The following is a 14492-nucleotide window of genomic DNA, read 5'->3' as shown; positions in this document are numbered from 1 at the left end:
CGGCGCATAGGACACCAGATAAGGGATGATAACGGCTCAGGCCAATTTGTAAAGTGGGCCAAAGGTTAACCGGAAAGTTCTTGTTTTCCAAAGGCTTCTGCGGGTTTTTAACCCCGCCGATCAAACCGATAAACCAGCGCCAACGCCAACGCCAGGATCAAAAGCGGCGGGGCGAGGGCGGTGAGGGGCGCGTTGAGGGCGAACAACAACCCCAGGTTGAGGACGATCTGGTAAGCGATGTAGGTCAGCAGCCCGACGATCACGCCGAGCGCTAATCGGCTGCCCATGCCGGGGGCGCGCGGGGCGGTGAAGGTAAACGGGATGGCCAGCAAAATCATCGCCAGCACCAGCAGGGGCTGGCCGAGTTTTTTCCACAGCGCCAGGCGGTATTCGGTGCTGGGCTGCCCCGATCCTTGCAGGTAATCGATATAGCGCTCCAGCTGTTGCAGCGAGAAGCTGCCGGCCGGCAGGGTCAGCTCTTTCAGGCTCGGCACGGCGAACAGCGAGCGCCACGGCAGGCTGCTTTGCCGCTCAATCGTCTCCTTTCCACCTTGCCAGCGTTTCTGCATCACGTTGTGCAGCAGCCAGCTGCCGTCGGCGGCGGTGCTGGCGCTGTCGGCGTAGAGGTAAGATTCCAGCGCGCGGTTGGCCTGATAACGGAAGATCTCAATGCCGTGGGGCTGGTCGTTCTCATCGACGGTTTTGACCGTCACAAACTCGTTGCCGCGCCGCGCCCACAGTGGGTTAACGGTGACGTCGTTATCGTTAGACTGCGCCAGCGCGTTGTTCTTCATCTGCAGCGCGCGTTGCTGCAGCGGCGAGGCCGCCCATTCATCGAGGGCGCCGAGCGAGAGGTTCATCAGCAGCCCGGCGGCGAGCATTACCAGCGCGATGCGGAATATCGACATCCCGGCGGAACGGATCGCGGTCAGCTCCAGGGTTTTCGACAGCTGCCCCAGCCCGACGATGCCGCCGAGCAGCGCGATAAACGGCCCCAGATCGACCAGGCTGCGCGGCAGGGTCAGCACGGTCACCAGCAGCGCCTGCTGCCAGCGGTAGCCGCCCGGGGTCACGTCCTCCAGCTCGTTGATCAGCGTAAAGGTGGTGAACAGCGGGATGAGCAGCCCGGCCGCGGCGGCGAAGCCGATGAACACGTTGCGGATCAGGTAACGGCTAAAAATAGTCATCGGGAGGGTTTCCGCAGCAGGGATAAGTCGCGTGCCAGCAGCAGGGCGATGCCGACAGCCATCGCCAGCGGCACCAGCCAAACGCCGGGGATCGTCGGCAGAGAGCCGTTGGCCACCAGTGTGCGGCAAATGTTGCCGCCATAGAAAATCACGGTAAACAGCACCGTCAGTGGCAGCAGTGCGGCGTAGCGGCCCTGCCGCGGCTTGATGCGGCTAAAGGGGATCGCCAGCAGCACCATCAGCACGGTGGTCAGCCCGCGGCTTTCGCGCCATTGCAGTTCGGCGGCGTCACCCGGATCGGCGGAGCGCGCCAGCTCCGCCAGCGAGGCCGACTTGTGCCGGCTCTCGGCGCTGGGCACGAACGGCTTGAGCGCGATGTCAAAGTTGTCGTAGTTCTGCCCGTTGTCGTCGGTGCCCTGGCGATCCAGCACATAGGCGGTGCCGGTTTTCAACCGCACGGCGGGGCTGGCGGGAGAGGCGTCGAGCACCTCCACCGACTGCGCGCGGTACAGGTTGGTGTGATGGCCGCCGCGCACATAAATCAGGGCGTCCGTCAGATGATTGGCCGTTTTGTCGACGTGACTGGCGAGGATCATGCGGCCGTTGCCGCTGACGTTGAATTTGTCGGCCTGCAGGTGGCTCACGTCCAGCACCGACTGTGACTGTTGCTGCAGCTGATAAATATTGGCGTACGCCCAGGGCCTGCCATACAGCGAAAGCAGCGTGACCGCTATCGCCAGCGGCACGGCCAGTATCAGCACCGCCTTGTACAGCCGCAGCGGGCTGGCCCCGGCGGCCAGCATGGCGGTGATCTCCGCATCGCTGTACAGCTGGCTCAGCGCCACCGCCACCGAAACATACAGCGCGACGGGCAATATCATCTCCAGCGCGATCAGCGATTTATAGAAAACCACCTCGGCCACCACCCGCAGCGCCAGCGTGCCGTTGGCGGCGTCGGTCAGGTAGCGCTGGGCCGAGTAGCTGGCGAACATGAAGATCAGAAACCCGGCGATCATCATCACCAGGCGGCGGATCTCAACCGTGATATAGCGTTCAATCAAAGACATGCGTTATCGGCTCCCGGCGGCGTGCATTTCATGGCGTCTCCCGGTCGATCAGGGTGCGCAGCAGGGCGATCACCTGGTCAACCTCCTGCGGGGTGAGTGCGCCGTCCTTCGCCCACTGCACGCGCCCGGCCTGGTCCAGCACCACGATGGTGGAGCTCTCCTCCGGCAGCCGCCAGGCTATGCGCCCCAGCCCGTCGCTGTCGACGATGAACTGCGCCCAGGGGTAATGCCGCTTGTTTTTCTCGATCTTGCCGCGCACGAAAAAGCCGGAGCCCGGTATCGCGTCGTCGGTGTTGACGATGGTGGTGGGCTGGAAGCGATCGCCCGGCAGGTTCGCGTCTTTGACGGCGTTGATCAGCAGCGAGTTCTTCTTTTTGGCGGAGGTGCGCCCGGCGATGTACTGGATCACTCGCACCTTGCCCGCCAGCTTTGCGCTGTTCCACGGCCGGTAGTGGAAATCGCCGTTGCGCAGCAGCAGCTCGCCGCGATCGGTGATGGCGATCGGCGCCACCGGCCGGCCATGCACGAAGTTATGCGCTGACGCCGCCAGCGGCGACAGCAGCAGCGCGAGGGTCAGCAAGCGGCGTAACGTCATCATGGCTCCGCGCAACCCGCTTATCTGCCCGCCGCGATGGCCGGCTGGGAAAACGACAGCGGAAAGCGCGCCAGCAGCAGCTCCAGGCGCTGGCGGATGTCGATATCCAGGATCGCCGGCCGATCATAGATATCGCCGCCGGCCAGCTTGTCCGCCACCATCACGTCATGCCGGTCGCCCATCAGGCCGTTAATCGCTGCCAGGAAGCGCGAGATCTGCCGGGCTTCGCGGTTGTCGGGATCGATCGATCTCAGCGTGTCGTAAAACGACACCTGGCGGCTGACGATTTTGCGCACGTCGTGGAACTGGTGCCCGGTCAGCGCCGGGCTGGCGATCAGCGTCTGCAGCTGGCGCATTTGCTCCTGGCGGTAGGTGATAAAGCCCTGTGCGCTTTCCAGCCGGGTGTGGCGCAGCGCATAGCGCACGGACGACCACACCGGCTTGCTGAGCAGCAGCCGCAGCAGGTTGCCGTACAGCGTCAGGTTCTTCTGGTTGCCGTTGCGAAACGCGTCCTGAAAATGGCCGAGCACCACGGTGGTGGTGTGGAACAGGCGGTTGGCACGGTGGGGCGCGCCGTACAGCTGCTGGGCGAAGCGCAGGTGCTTATAGCGGGCGCGGATATATTTGTAGCGCATGCGGGTAGCCGCCGCCAACTGCGGATCTTGCAGGAAACCGTTCACCAGTTGCAGCAGCTCGCGGCGGGAAAAGCCGTCTTCCCAAAACTGCAGGCACAGCGCGTAGTTGTCCCGAATGCTCTCGGGGGAACACTGCAAATCAATCTGCTGCGGCAGGCTGATGTTCGCCTCAACCAGGTCATCCTCTTCCACCGCGACAAACAGCGCCTGGGTGGTTTCGGCGGAGAACTTCTTCCAATTATCGTTAGCGGTCATTAATTACTCTCTTTGGGCACATTCAGCCCCAACATAAAGCGATTGCGGTAGGCGCCGATCGTCGGTATCAGGGATAACAGAACGTCTAAACATTGCCCCAGTAAATAAGCGAAGGCGGCGCCCTGCACGCCGAAGGCATATGCCATCGACACCAGCAGCGCAATGTAGGCCGCCGAGGCCGTCGCCTGCGCGATCAGGAAGGCGCGCTGCTTGCCTGCCATAAACAGTAAGGATTCCTGCGGGAAGCCCATCATGGAAACGATGATCGCGCCCAGCATGATTTGAATCAGGTCATAGGCTTCCAGGTATTGCTGCCCGAAGACGGCGGAAATGAGCGGCTTGCCCACCAGCAGCATCAACACCGCGACGGCCAGGCCGATGCCGCCGGCCAGCAGCGAGGAGCGCAGGCCCAGCAGCCACGGGGTCTTGGTGCGCGGGTCCAGGCGCATGATCTCGGGATAGAAGCTTTTCTCCAGCAGCTTGGCCGGGGTGCCCGTCGCATCGAAGAAGGTCATGGCGATCTTGAACAGCCCGGCGGCGGCCGGCCCGAGCACCACGCCCACCAGCACGGTGGTGCAGGAGTTGCGTGCGGCCCAGATGGTATGGGCGATGTTGGTGGTCCAGACGAAGTTCCAGGCGCCCTCGATGCGGCGCGCGACGTTGAACAGCCGTGGCCTCAGCGCGCCGTGGATATCGCGGCGGCGCAGCTCGCGCGCGGTGAACCACCAAAACAGCGTGCCGCCGATCAGGTTAGAGGCGTACCAGGTGACGATAAAGCCGGGGAATCCCAGATCGAAATAATAGGAGATGACGCTGCCCACCGCCTGCAGGAACGGCTTGATCGCCTGCTGGATGGCGATGAGATCGAAACGGTTGAAGGCGCGCAGCACGCCGGTCGGCGTGGACGAGGTCATCGACGGGATCAGGGTGCAGTACAGCATGGCGAGCCAGAAACTTTCGCTGTCCAGCCCCAGGGCGTGGGACAAGAACGGCAGCATGATCATGCCGCCCAGTACGGCGATGACGCCGCTGGCGATATCCAGCCCGAAGGAGAAGGCGACGACGTCGCGGAAGCGCCCGGTGTTTTGGTGCTCCAGCGCCGGGGTACCGAATTGCACCACAAACTGCCAGGTCTGGAATTTGATGAAATCGCTGACCGCTTTGGTATAGGCCTGGATCACCACCAGCACGCCGAACATTTCAGGCGACATGCCTTTACCGGCGCAGGAGAGCGCCAGCAGGCCGAGCAGCGCGCTGGCCACGCTGCCGGAGCCTAAGTAGGCGGCATTACGTAAAATGGAGCGAAACGCGCCATCGGAAAACCACCGTTTCATAACCCAAACCAGCCGTTATCGTTTTTTTGCTGCATCTTGTGTTCCGCTGTCATGCGTTAGCCCTGTATGCGTTTAATAAACCTGAGTTTCTTCGCCGGCGTTTTCGCCGGGTTGCCCGATGTCGCTCTGTGGGCGCTTCGCGGGGGTCACCACGGCCGAAATGGCGTTGAGCGCGTTGCTCAGCACTTCGTCGTAAGGGGCTCTGGCGTCCAGCTCGATGATGCGCGCGCCGTTGTATTGCAGGCGCACCATGGCGGAAATCTTGTCTTTCAGCTCTTCATAGCTGTGATCGGGCTTGCGGGAAAACGCCGTATCGACGTCGATATCGAGGCGAATGATCAGCGCCGGCCGATAGACGGCCATGCGTTGATATAAACGGCGTTCGCGCGCCGCCAGGCGGCTCAATAGCCAGCCTTTTGCGCGCTCCACGCCGATACCGGGCCCGTCGTAGTAAAAACCAGAAATTTCCGCCTGCGGGTAGCGATCGCTGATCACCAGCACGCCGCTCTGCGCCAGCCGCCGCACCTTGCGCAGGTTGGAGGCGCGCCACAGAGAAAAGCCGTACATGATTAGCGCCGCCCACAGTGCCGGCGGCCTGTTGCTCATGCGTTGGGTTTTATCGGATTTGGCCGCCAGGCGCCGTTCCAGCCACACGCCGATGAACGGCAACTTCTTGATTTTGTCGCCGTCTTCGCCGGAGATCAGCCCCAAATAGCGCCGCTCCGTGGGGCGATGCTGCTGCAGATTTTTCACCAGATCGGCGGTCAGCGTGGACTTGCCCGTGCCGTCGCTGCCCACCACGGCAATCAGCCCGCTAATGCAGGTGGAAGAGGAGTGCTGTTCGGCAGTGAGTTTATTTTTTTTCATCTGTTTCGGTACGAAAAGGTTATTTGTCGGCTAGGCATTGGCGGCCCTCAGCGATATTTTAACGGCGCGCAGCGATTCGTCGAAAATATGGCTGGCCGGTTCGCGGCCGTCTAAATCCAGTATGTTAGCGCCGTTAAACGTCAGGTGTGGGATGACGGCGATCTTTTCACGCAACGCCGCCAGCGAGTGATCGGGTTTGCGTGAATAGGCCGTTTGTTCGTCAATATCCAGCCGAATTAATAATAGGGGCTGATAAGACGCCATCCATTGGTACAGGTGTTGTTCGCGCTTTCTTAGCCAGCGTACCCAGCGATTGCCGCCGGCGGTTTTTGCCAGCTGCGGGCCATCGAAACGAAACCCTGCCACTTCGGCCTGCGGATAACGATCGGTAATCAGCAATGCGCCGCGGCGACTTTTCTTCAGCATGCGGCGGAATTTATAGACGCGCCAATAGGAAAGTAAAAAAATCACCAGCGCCGTGGCATTATCCGGCGGTGCGGAAGGGCGATCGTGCACGCGCTGCGACTTCTTCAGCAAATAACGCCCGAAGGGCGCGCCAATAATCGGCAGTGAACTGATCCATTCGCCGATACGCCCGGAAGACTGGCCGAGATAAAGCAGTTCGGCAGGTTCTTTTGCCGATAAGGCGTTGACCAGACTGGTGGCCAAGGTAGATTTTCCCGAGCCGTCACAGCCGGTTATCGCTATTACGCGCACGGGCGAGCGATCAGATGAAGGTCTTATCTGCTGACTCACAATAATTGATCCAATGCGAAAAAAACTATTGTATTCCAATACGCCTTGGGTTCAAGATATTTATTGTGCTTTGCTACGATAAAATAATGAGATGGGTATTTTGGTTCGTTATTTGAATTGATATTAATGGCGTTCGTTCTTGTTATTTTGTGCTAATTGTTCGCACGCAGGTCAGTTTCGCTTTTTATGTTAATTTCCGGAATGGCCCGCAGCGGAAAAAGAGCAGGGGTTTTTAATTTTCGCTTAATCTTTTGTGCTGTTTGGCACTGCGCTGAGGCAATTTATTTTGCGCGGCTGCCGAGCAAGGTTAAGCGTGATTTCGCTTCAAACATGGCACGCCGTTTCTGGTGTATTGAAAGAGAGTCTTATTATGAGTGCAAAATTTCCGCCGTTGATTGCGGTTATTGGCAGCGACGGATCGGGTAAGTCCACCGTTTGTGAACATCTGATCGAATATGTGAAACATTATGGCCCGGCGGTGCAGGTGCATCTGGGCAAACAGGCGGGCAACGTCGGGCGCGCGGCGGCGAAATTGCCGCTGCTCGGGCGCTCGGTGGGCAAGGCGATCGAGAGCAATACCAAAAAAGTCAAAACGAAAAAATCCCGGATTGGCCTGTTGCCATCGGCGGTGATCATCGCTTTCGTGGGGCGGCGGCTGCTGCGTTTTCGCCGCATGCTGGCGTTTCGCCGGCAAGGGTTCATCGTGTTGACCGACCGTTTTCCGCAGGCGCAAATTCCCGGCGCTTACGACGGCACGGTATTTCCCGTCGACGTTGAAGGGAGCCGTTTCGTCCGTTGGTTGGCGGCGCGCGAGCGGGCGGCGTTCCAATGGATGGCGGGGCAAAAACCGGATCTGGTGCTCAAGCTGAATGTCAGTCTGGCGGTGGCCTGCGCGCGCAAACCCGATCACCGCAAAGCGGCGCTGGAGAAGAAGATCGCCGTCACGCCGTTATTGACGTTCGAAGGTGCCGACATCGTGGATCTTGATGCCGATCGGCCGATCGAGGAGGTGCTTTCTGCGGCGGAAAAAGCCATCGCGGAATTTATGGCGGCGCAGGGGTATCGCTATTCGACTGATGAGGTATCAACGGCTGCGCACTGAGGTGCGCATCGGTTCGGCAGGGCGGCGATGCCATTTTCGGCACCGCCGCCGCGGCCGAGAGGAAAAGGCTTTATTTTTTCAGCACCGCAAAGGCGCGCACGATGGTGTCGATCTCTTCATCGCTGTGCGCGGCATTGACGCTGCAGCGCAGCAGGGTAACGCCCGCCGGCGCGGCCGGTGGCAGCACCAGATTCACATACACGCCGTGGGCGATCAGCTCGCGCCAGAAACGCAGCCCTTCTTCCTTCGAACCGATCATCACCGGCACCACCGGGCTGATGCGCGGCCCCAGGGTATACCCTAGCTCGGCGAGTCCGTGGTACAGGCGGCGCGCATTGCTCCACAGTTTTTCCCGCAGCTCGGGATGGCGCGCGATTTTTTGCAGCGCCGTGCGCACCGACGCGATGCTGGAAGGCGACGGCGACGCGGTAAAGATATACGGCCGGCTGCTGTAGCGCAGCACGTCCATCCCCTTGCCGCCGACGGCGAAACCGCCGATCGAAGCCAGGCTTTTGCTGAAGGTGCCCAGGATGATATCCACGTCTTGCTCGACGCCCAGCGCTTCGGCCAGGCCGCGGCCGTGCTCGCCCATCACGCCGAAGGAGTGTGCTTCGTCCACCAGCAGATAGCCGCCGAGCCGCCGCTTGATGTCGACGATTTCCACCAGCGGGGCGACGTCGCCCAGCATGCTGTAGATGCCTTCCACGATAATGATCGCCTCGCGGGCCCGTTCGCCCAGGCGCACCATGCGGCGCTCCAGATCGGCGGCGTCGTTGTGGCGGAAGCGAATAATCTCCGCGCCGCCGAGGGCGCAGGCGTCGTAAATGCTCGCGTGGCTGTCCGCGTCGATCAACACCACGGAGCCCGGCCCCGCCAGGGTGCTGATGACGCCCAGGTTGGCGGTATAGCCGGTGGAGAACACGATGGCGCTGGGGCGATCGAAGAATTCCGCCAGCTCCCGTTCCAGCGTCAGGTGCGGTCCGTAGCTGCCGTTCGCCATGCGCGAGCCGGTGGTGCCGGTGCCGAGCGCGGCCAGGGCCGCCTGGCCGGCGGCGATCGCCTGCGCATCGAACGTCAGGCCGAGATAATTATTGGTGCCGGCGAGGACAATCTTTTGATCGCCGATGCGGCCTTGGGTGGCGGAATACACTTCGTCGATACAGGTGCCGAACGGATTCAGACCGGACGTTTGAAATTGTTCACGGTCATTGGCGAGCCGCGCAAACTTATCATACAGTCCCATGGCTTTTCTCCAGATAAGGGCGCAGCGCGTCAAGCAGTTGCTCAGGCGTTCTGACATCAAGCAATATATTGATAGGAATGGAGATATCTAATTCATCTTCCAGCATCATCAGCAGATCCAGGACTCTGATGGACTCCAGGCCAAGATCATTGACGAGATCGCTATCAGGTTTTATTTCCACTCCGCCTTCGACGATACCTTGCAAACACGTCAGGATATAATCCATTACAGCATCGCGATTTAGCATAAGAACGTTGACACACCTCTATTTGGAATAATTAAAACAGCCCTTCACGCAGCGCGCGCTCCAAACTCACCTGTGGAAACCAATTAATCTGTTGCGACAGCGCGTGATTGCTGGCGGACCAGTCATGATGGGTTAACTCGCGTATTTTGCTGCGCGTCAGCATCGGTTCCTGTTTGACCAGGCGGTTCCACACCACGCTGATATCCGCCAGGGCTTTCAGCAGCGGCAGCGGAATGCCCACCAGACGCACCGGCCCGTGCCGCACGGCGGCGCCGATGTCCCGCAGGCGCAGCCAGTTATAGCCTTCGGCCACGCCGTCGCACAGCTCGTAAATATTCGGCTGCGCGGGTTCGGCCTGCACCCATTGGCTGACCGCCTTGGCCAAATCGCTCACGTGCAGAAAAGAGAGCCTGGCGTCAGGCGCGCCCAGCCGGGGCAGCACGCCGCGCAGCAGGCCGTTGAACAGCGGCTTCAGCTCTTTATCGCCGGGCCCGTAAACCGCCGTCGGGCGGAAAATCCCCAGCGCGATGTCGCCCGTGGCGGCGATGAGTTGCTGCTCGGCGGCCTGTTTTGAATGGGCATACCAGGACAGCGCCGGATGGCGGGCCGCCAGCGACGACATGAACAGGAAGCGATGGCAGCGGCCGTTCTGCCTGGCGGCCTGCATCAAATTCAGGCTGCCGGTCACGTTGCAGCGGGTGAACACCGCTTCCGAATGCCCGCGCACCTGGCCCGCACAGTGCACCACGCACTCTGCGCCGCGCACCAGCTCGGTGAGCGAGGGCCGATCTTCCAGCGCGCCGGGGATCCACTGCAGGTTGTCGATGGCGGCTTTTCCGGCTTGCCGCGTCAGGGCGCGCACGCTAAACCCTTGCGCCAGCAGTTCCTGGACGATGTGCCGGCCGATAAAGCCGGTCGCGCCCGTCACCGCCACGGTGCCGCTCATTGCGCGAAACCGGCCAGCTGCGGCATTTGCGGGTAGAGCGAGGCGCTCAGCCAGCGTTTTTTGGCCTCGGCGCGGGCGGGTTTGCCCGACGACGTGCGGGGAATGCTGTGCGGCGGCAGCAGCTCGATGTCCACCGCGATGCCGAACTCGCTTTGAATGCGGGCGCTCAGCGAATGCACGATTTGCTCCCGGCGTTCTTCCGAGCTGACTCGGCACTGGATTTGCAAAATGATCCTGGCCGCCTCGTCGTGTTCTTCGGTCACGAAGGCAATCGCATCGCCGGAACGGATTTCCGGTTCAGATTCCGCGACGTACTCGATATCCTGCGGCCAGATATTGCGGCCGCGAATGATGATCAAATCCTTCTTGCGGCCGGTGACGTACAGATAGCCGTCCAGCAGGTAGCCGAGATCGCCGGTGTCCATCCAGCCGGTTACCTGGATCTGCTGCTGGGATTCATCGTCGCAGAAATAGCCGTTCATCAGGCTGGGGCCGGAAATCGTGATATGGCCGACCTGGCGTTCCGGCAGCGGCTGCCCGGTTTCGCTGCGGATCTCGATGCGGTGGCCGGGCAGCGCTCGGCCGCAGTTGACGAAGGTCGAGACGGCGCGGGTCTTCTTGCCGGGCGCGACCGCCTTACCCTCGTACTCCAAAATATCGCGGTCGACGGCGTTGGTTTGCGGGCCGGAGCAAGGGTCGGAAAAGCTCACCGCCAGAGTGTTCTCGGCCAGGCCGTAGCACGGCATGAAGGCTTTGCTGTCGAAGTTGATGCTGCTGAAGTGTTCGCCGAACTGGCCGAGCAGCTCGGCCGGGATCGGCTCGGCGCCTACACCCGCGACCCGCCAGCTGGAGAGATCCAGATCGGCCAGCTCTTTGGCGTTGCTGCGGCGCAGGCACAGGTCGTAGCCGAACGGCGGGGCGACGGACACCGTGCCGCGATTCTTGGCGATCAGTTTCAGCCACTGCATCGGGCGCATGGCGAAATCTTGCGTGCGCAGGTAATCGACGGACAGCTGGGTCGCCACCGGGGTCAGCAGGAAACCGACCAGGCCCATATCGTGATAGAAGGGCAGCCAGGAGACGCAGCGGTCGCCCGCGCGCAGCTTGATCCCGTCGCGGCTGATCGCGTTCAGGTTCGCCATGGCCGCCCGCTGGGTAATGATCACGCCGCGCGGAAAGCGGGTGCTGCCCGAGGTGTATTGGAGATAGGCGATGTCGTCGGGCGAAGGTGCGGGCAACGCGATTTCCGGCTCTGGCAAGGCGTTAAAATCCTCGTCGCTGAGGATGTGCAGCGACGGCGCCTTTTCCGTGGCCGAGGCGATCAGCGGCGTCCACTCTTCGCTGCTGATGATTGCCGCGGGGTTACAGCTGGCGATCAGCCCCTTCAGCTTGGCGGTGTAGGAGTCGCGTTGGCCGACGCCCATCGGGATCGCCAGCGGCACCGCCACCAGGCCGGCATATTGGCAGGCGAAAAAGGCTTCGACGAATCCCGCGCTGGTTTCGGCGATCAGCGCCACGCGATCGCCTTTCTTGAGTTTCAGCGACAATAAACGCCGCGCGCCCGAGATCGCTTTTTGCTGCAGCGTGCGGTATTCGAGCACGGTCACGAGTTGATTGCGCCGATCGTAAAAATTCATTCCCGTATTGCCCAGCGCCGCGTAATCCAACGCGTCCACTAAAGTGGGGAAGTCCGCATAGCGCATGGGAAGAGAATGAACGGAACTTGTTTCAGACATAGACAAACTAGCCATAGATTAAAAATCACCAAAAGAGATAAAAGACTCTTGGCGAGGTAATTGATATTTTACTATGAATAGGTTTTGAATAAGTTTGTTATTCAACCATCTTCATTCCGCGAACAGCGTATATTACCGTGCTTGAACGGTACGCCGGTTATTACCCGGGCAGAGTGTGAGTTGCCCGTTTTATCAGCCTTGTACGGCACCCTGGCGATATACAGGGGGCTATTGTGAGCTCCGGGTTTCGCCGTTCTTTAGCCTGAATGTGTCGGGCAGGAAATAACTGTCGACTCATAGGTTCTGACCTCGTGCATGGCTATCTTAGAACTTAAACACTTCCTAAACAGTATGCCGCAAGAAATCAAAAAGTGAATGGCTCATTTAAGCTGAATCTTAAAAAGAGCATTAAGTGGTAAAAATGGCGATCCCGCTCCTGATTAAAGTTGGTACACTAAATGCGGCAGATTTCTTTTGCCCAAACAGCACGAAATAATAAAAGAGCATCATTAGCGTAGCATGTCAGCGCCGCTTTTTGTTTCCCTTTTTTCGAACAATCACGGAAACCTCAGGGTGAATATCGGGCAATGAGCACGCTGATTCACCGGGGGTAATATTCGGTTTTTCTTATCGTTGAACCGGAGGCAATACACAATCCAATTAAAGAGAACAGCATAAAAAATGCTAAAGGCGTTGTCGCGCGCTTATTTAATTATTTTATTAAAACGTAAGGCTATTTATGATCCGCATTGAGAAAGTTCTGGATAAACGCGAGCTTAAAGAATTTATTGCTTTCCCCTCGTTACTGTTTCGCGATGATCCAAACTGGATTGAGCCGCTGTATTTAGAGCGCGAAGAGCATCTGTCAAAGAAGAATCCCGGCACCGACCATATCGAATGGCAGGCGTGGGTGGCCAAAAAGCAGGGGAAGGTCGTTGGGCGCATCACCGCACAAATTGATTCCCTGCACCGCGAGCTGCATGGCGAGGATACCGGCCACTTCGGCATGATCGACGCCGTTGACGATCCCGCCGTATTCAGCGCGTTGTTCACGGTGGCGGAGGAGTGGTTGAGGTCGAAAGGCGCGCGCAAAATCACCGGGCCGTTCAGCCTCAACATCAATCAGGAAAGCGGCCTGTTGGTCGAGGGGTTCGACACTCCGCCCTCGGCGCTGATGACGCACGCCAAGCCTTATTACGCGCCCCAGATAGCGCAACAGGGCTACAGCGAAGGGATTGATTTGCTCGCCTATTGGATGAAAAGAACCGATCTGCACTTTTCGCCGTCGTTAACCCGGATGATGGACCAGGTGCGCAAAAAGGTGACCGTTCGCCGCCTCAACCGCAAGCGCTTTCGCGAGGAGATGCAGGTGCTGCGCGAGGTGTTCAACTCCGGGTGGCAACATAACTGGGGGTTTGTCCCGTTCACCGAGCACGAGTTCGCCACCATGGGGGATCAGCTGAAGTTCCTGGTGCCCGACGATATGATCCATATCGCCGAGGTGGATGGTGCCCCCTGCGCCTTTATCGTCGGCTTGCCGAATATTAACGAAGCGATTGCCGATCTGCAGGGGCGGTTATTGCCGTTTGGCTGGGCGAAGTTATTGTGGCGGCTGAAGGTCAGCGGCGTGCGCACCGCACGCGTGCCGTTGATGGGCGTGCGCCAGGAATATCAATTCAGCCGCATCGGGCCGATTATTGCGCTGTTGCTGATTGAGGCGCTGCGCGAGCCTTTCGCCAAGCGCCATATCGACGCGCTGGAAATGTCGTGGATCCTGGAAACCAATACCGGCATGCGGACGATTTTAGAACGCATCGGCGCAGTGCCCTATAAGCGCTACCGTTTGTACGAGAAAACGCTTTAACCGGCTGATAACGCATCGCCTTTTCACGTTCTCAGAATAATAACCGCGCCAGGGCATTTTCGGGCGGTGCCGTTTCAGGGGCAGGGTGACGGCGCGTGAGGGAATGCATTGCCTCCTGGAAGAGAACGGTTAAGGTCTTTAATTAATAAACTCGAGATAAATTCACGCCGCGTTATTTATTCGCGAGTGATTGTCGCAGTGTTGATGAGAGCAGATGGTATGCCTGTGGAAAAGAAAAAAGGAATAAGCCGATTAACCTACAGCATAAGGAATTCCTGGGCCGGGTTTATTGACGCCGTGCTTACCGAAGATGCGTTCCGCCAATTATTGGTTATTAACGCCATTTTACTGGTTGTTACATTTGGTTTAGATATTACAAAAATGGAGCGGCTGTTATTAATCATCTGCAGTTTCCTGCTATTGGTGGTTGAGTTGCTTAATACGGCGATTGAAACCGTGGTCGATCGTATTTCGCTGGAATTACATCCGTTATCCAAACGCGCCAAAGATTTGGGTGGCGCAGCGCAGCTGGTGGCGGTGGTGCTGACTATCGTTGTTTGGGCAACGGTGCTGCTGGGCCGATAGGGGCTTGGGTGGTTCAACCACCAGGCGGTTGCCGTGGCGATATAAGCGGTTATCATCGTTGTTTTGCGTTCAG

General features: G+C 59.3%; 14 protein-coding genes. 3 read left to right on the top strand and 11 right to left on the bottom strand.

Annotation, left to right across the window (positions count from 1 at the left end; all coding sequences use genetic code 11):
- Positions 1-107: 107 nt before the first annotated feature.
- The 7 genes from lptG to V8N38_RS16550 form a co-directional block, all read right to left on the bottom strand.
- Positions 108-1187 carry an LPS export ABC transporter permease LptG gene (gene lptG / locus V8N38_RS16580; RefSeq protein ID WP_147840117.1) on the bottom strand — a complete coding sequence of 360 codons (1080 nt, stop codon included), beginning with the start codon at positions 1185-1187 and terminating at the stop codon, positions 108-110.
- Positions 1184-2254, bottom strand: a complete 1071-nt coding sequence (gene lptF, locus V8N38_RS16575; RefSeq protein WP_147840118.1) for an LPS export ABC transporter permease LptF — start codon at positions 2252-2254, stop codon at positions 1184-1186. Before lptF ends, lptG begins: the two co-directional genes overlap by 4 nt.
- A 28-nt stretch (positions 2255-2282) precedes the next feature.
- Complete coding sequence (locus tag V8N38_RS16570) at positions 2283-2849, bottom strand: YtfJ family protein (protein ID WP_147840157.1); 567 nt, start codon at positions 2847-2849, stop codon at positions 2283-2285.
- 20 nt (positions 2850-2869) lie between these two features.
- Positions 2870-3739 (bottom strand): hypothetical protein, encoded by an 870-nt coding sequence (locus V8N38_RS16565; protein WP_147840119.1) that lies wholly within the window; start codon positions 3737-3739, stop codon positions 2870-2872.
- Positions 3739-5073, bottom strand: a complete 1335-nt coding sequence (locus V8N38_RS16560) for a lipopolysaccharide biosynthesis protein (RefSeq protein WP_049200021.1) — start codon at positions 5071-5073, stop codon at positions 3739-3741. The genes V8N38_RS16565 and V8N38_RS16560 overlap by 1 nt, the downstream gene beginning before the upstream one ends.
- 72 nt (positions 5074-5145) lie before the next feature.
- Positions 5146-5940: a hypothetical protein gene (locus tag V8N38_RS16555; RefSeq protein WP_147840120.1), complete on the bottom strand. Its 795-nt coding sequence runs from the start codon at positions 5938-5940 to the stop codon at positions 5146-5148.
- A gap of 30 nt (positions 5941-5970) precedes the next feature.
- On the bottom strand, positions 5971-6696 hold the full coding sequence (locus V8N38_RS16550; protein ID WP_147840121.1) for a hypothetical protein: 726 nt from the start codon (positions 6694-6696) through the stop codon (positions 5971-5973).
- Between the two features lie 370 nt (positions 6697-7066).
- Here V8N38_RS16550 and V8N38_RS16545 point away from each other — a divergent pair, with 370 nt between their 5' ends.
- On the top strand, positions 7067-7798 hold the full coding sequence (locus tag V8N38_RS16545; protein ID WP_070914553.1) for an ATP-binding protein: 732 nt from the start codon (positions 7067-7069) through the stop codon (positions 7796-7798).
- 70 nt (positions 7799-7868) lie between these two features.
- Here the strand turns inward: V8N38_RS16545 and spt are convergent, their stop codons facing one another.
- From spt to V8N38_RS16525, 4 genes are read right to left on the bottom strand one after another with little or no spacing between them, the layout of a single operon-like run.
- Positions 7869-9041: a serine palmitoyltransferase gene (gene spt, locus V8N38_RS16540; RefSeq protein ID WP_147840122.1), complete on the bottom strand. Its 1173-nt coding sequence runs from the start codon at positions 9039-9041 to the stop codon at positions 7869-7871.
- Positions 9028-9288 (bottom strand): acyl carrier protein, encoded by a 261-nt coding sequence (locus V8N38_RS16535; RefSeq protein ID WP_019453571.1) that lies wholly within the window; start codon positions 9286-9288, stop codon positions 9028-9030. Before V8N38_RS16535 ends, spt begins: the two co-directional genes overlap by 14 nt.
- Positions 9289-9319: 31 nt before the next feature.
- Positions 9320-10234 (bottom strand): NAD-dependent epimerase/dehydratase family protein, encoded by a 915-nt coding sequence (locus tag V8N38_RS16530; protein ID WP_100396994.1) that lies wholly within the window; start codon positions 10232-10234, stop codon positions 9320-9322.
- Entirely contained in the window at positions 10231-11970 is a 1740-nt protein-coding gene (locus V8N38_RS16525) for a fatty acyl-AMP ligase (protein ID WP_172906261.1), read from the bottom strand. Before V8N38_RS16525 ends, V8N38_RS16530 begins: the two co-directional genes overlap by 4 nt.
- Before the next feature lie 739 nt (positions 11971-12709).
- On the opposite strand from V8N38_RS16525, the gene V8N38_RS16520 reads away from it, so the two are divergent.
- Positions 12710-13834, top strand: coding sequence for an N-acetyltransferase (locus tag V8N38_RS16520; protein WP_147840123.1), 1125 nt, complete (start codon positions 12710-12712; stop codon positions 13832-13834).
- A 219-nt stretch (positions 13835-14053) separates the two neighbouring features.
- On the top strand, positions 14054-14419 hold the full coding sequence (locus V8N38_RS16515) for a diacylglycerol kinase (RefSeq protein ID WP_060439472.1): 366 nt from the start codon (positions 14054-14056) through the stop codon (positions 14417-14419).
- Positions 14420-14492: the final 73 nt, after the last annotated feature.

The organism is Serratia nevei (assembly GCF_037948395.1).
In the GTDB taxonomy this organism is placed as follows: Bacteria; Pseudomonadota; Gammaproteobacteria; order Enterobacterales; family Enterobacteriaceae; genus Serratia; species Serratia nevei.
Note: the sequence above shows the minus strand (reverse complement) of the source record. Positions and strands in the feature narration are given on the sequence as shown.

What these genes read in the sequence shown, in the direction of transcription:
- lptG (WP_147840117.1), bottom strand. Translation starts at nt 1,187, where the DNA reads ATGACTATTTTTAGCCGTTACCTGATCCGCAACGTGTTCATCGGCTTC.
- lptF (WP_147840118.1), bottom strand. Translation starts at nt 2,254, where the DNA reads ATGTCTTTGATTGAACGCTATATCACGGTTGAGATCCGCCGCCTGGTG.
- V8N38_RS16570 (WP_147840157.1), bottom strand. Translation starts at nt 2,849, where the DNA reads ATGACGTTACGCCGCTTGCTGACCCTCGCGCTGCTGCTGTCGCCGCTG.
- V8N38_RS16565 (WP_147840119.1), bottom strand. Translation starts at nt 3,739, where the DNA reads ATGACCGCTAACGATAATTGGAAGAAGTTCTCCGCCGAAACCACCCAG.
- V8N38_RS16560 (WP_049200021.1), bottom strand. Translation starts at nt 5,073, where the DNA reads ATGAAACGGTGGTTTTCCGATGGCGCGTTTCGCTCCATTTTACGTAAT.
- V8N38_RS16555 (WP_147840120.1), bottom strand. Translation starts at nt 5,940, where the DNA reads ATGAAAAAAAATAAACTCACTGCCGAACAGCACTCCTCTTCCACCTGC.
- V8N38_RS16545 (WP_070914553.1), top strand. Translation starts at nt 7,067, where the DNA reads ATGAGTGCAAAATTTCCGCCGTTGATTGCGGTTATTGGCAGCGACGGA.
- spt (WP_147840122.1), bottom strand. Translation starts at nt 9,041, where the DNA reads ATGGGACTGTATGATAAGTTTGCGCGGCTCGCCAATGACCGTGAACAA.
- V8N38_RS16535 (WP_019453571.1), bottom strand. Translation starts at nt 9,288, where the DNA reads ATGCTAAATCGCGATGCTGTAATGGATTATATCCTGACGTGTTTGCAA.
- V8N38_RS16530 (WP_100396994.1), bottom strand. Translation starts at nt 10,234, where the DNA reads ATGAGCGGCACCGTGGCGGTGACGGGCGCGACCGGCTTTATCGGCCGG.
- V8N38_RS16525 (WP_172906261.1), bottom strand. Translation starts at nt 11,970, where the DNA reads ATGTCTGAAACAAGTTCCGTTCATTCTCTTCCCATGCGCTATGCGGAC.
- V8N38_RS16520 (WP_147840123.1), top strand. Translation starts at nt 12,710, where the DNA reads ATGATCCGCATTGAGAAAGTTCTGGATAAACGCGAGCTTAAAGAATTT.
- V8N38_RS16515 (WP_060439472.1), top strand. Translation starts at nt 14,054, where the DNA reads ATGCCTGTGGAAAAGAAAAAAGGAATAAGCCGATTAACCTACAGCATA.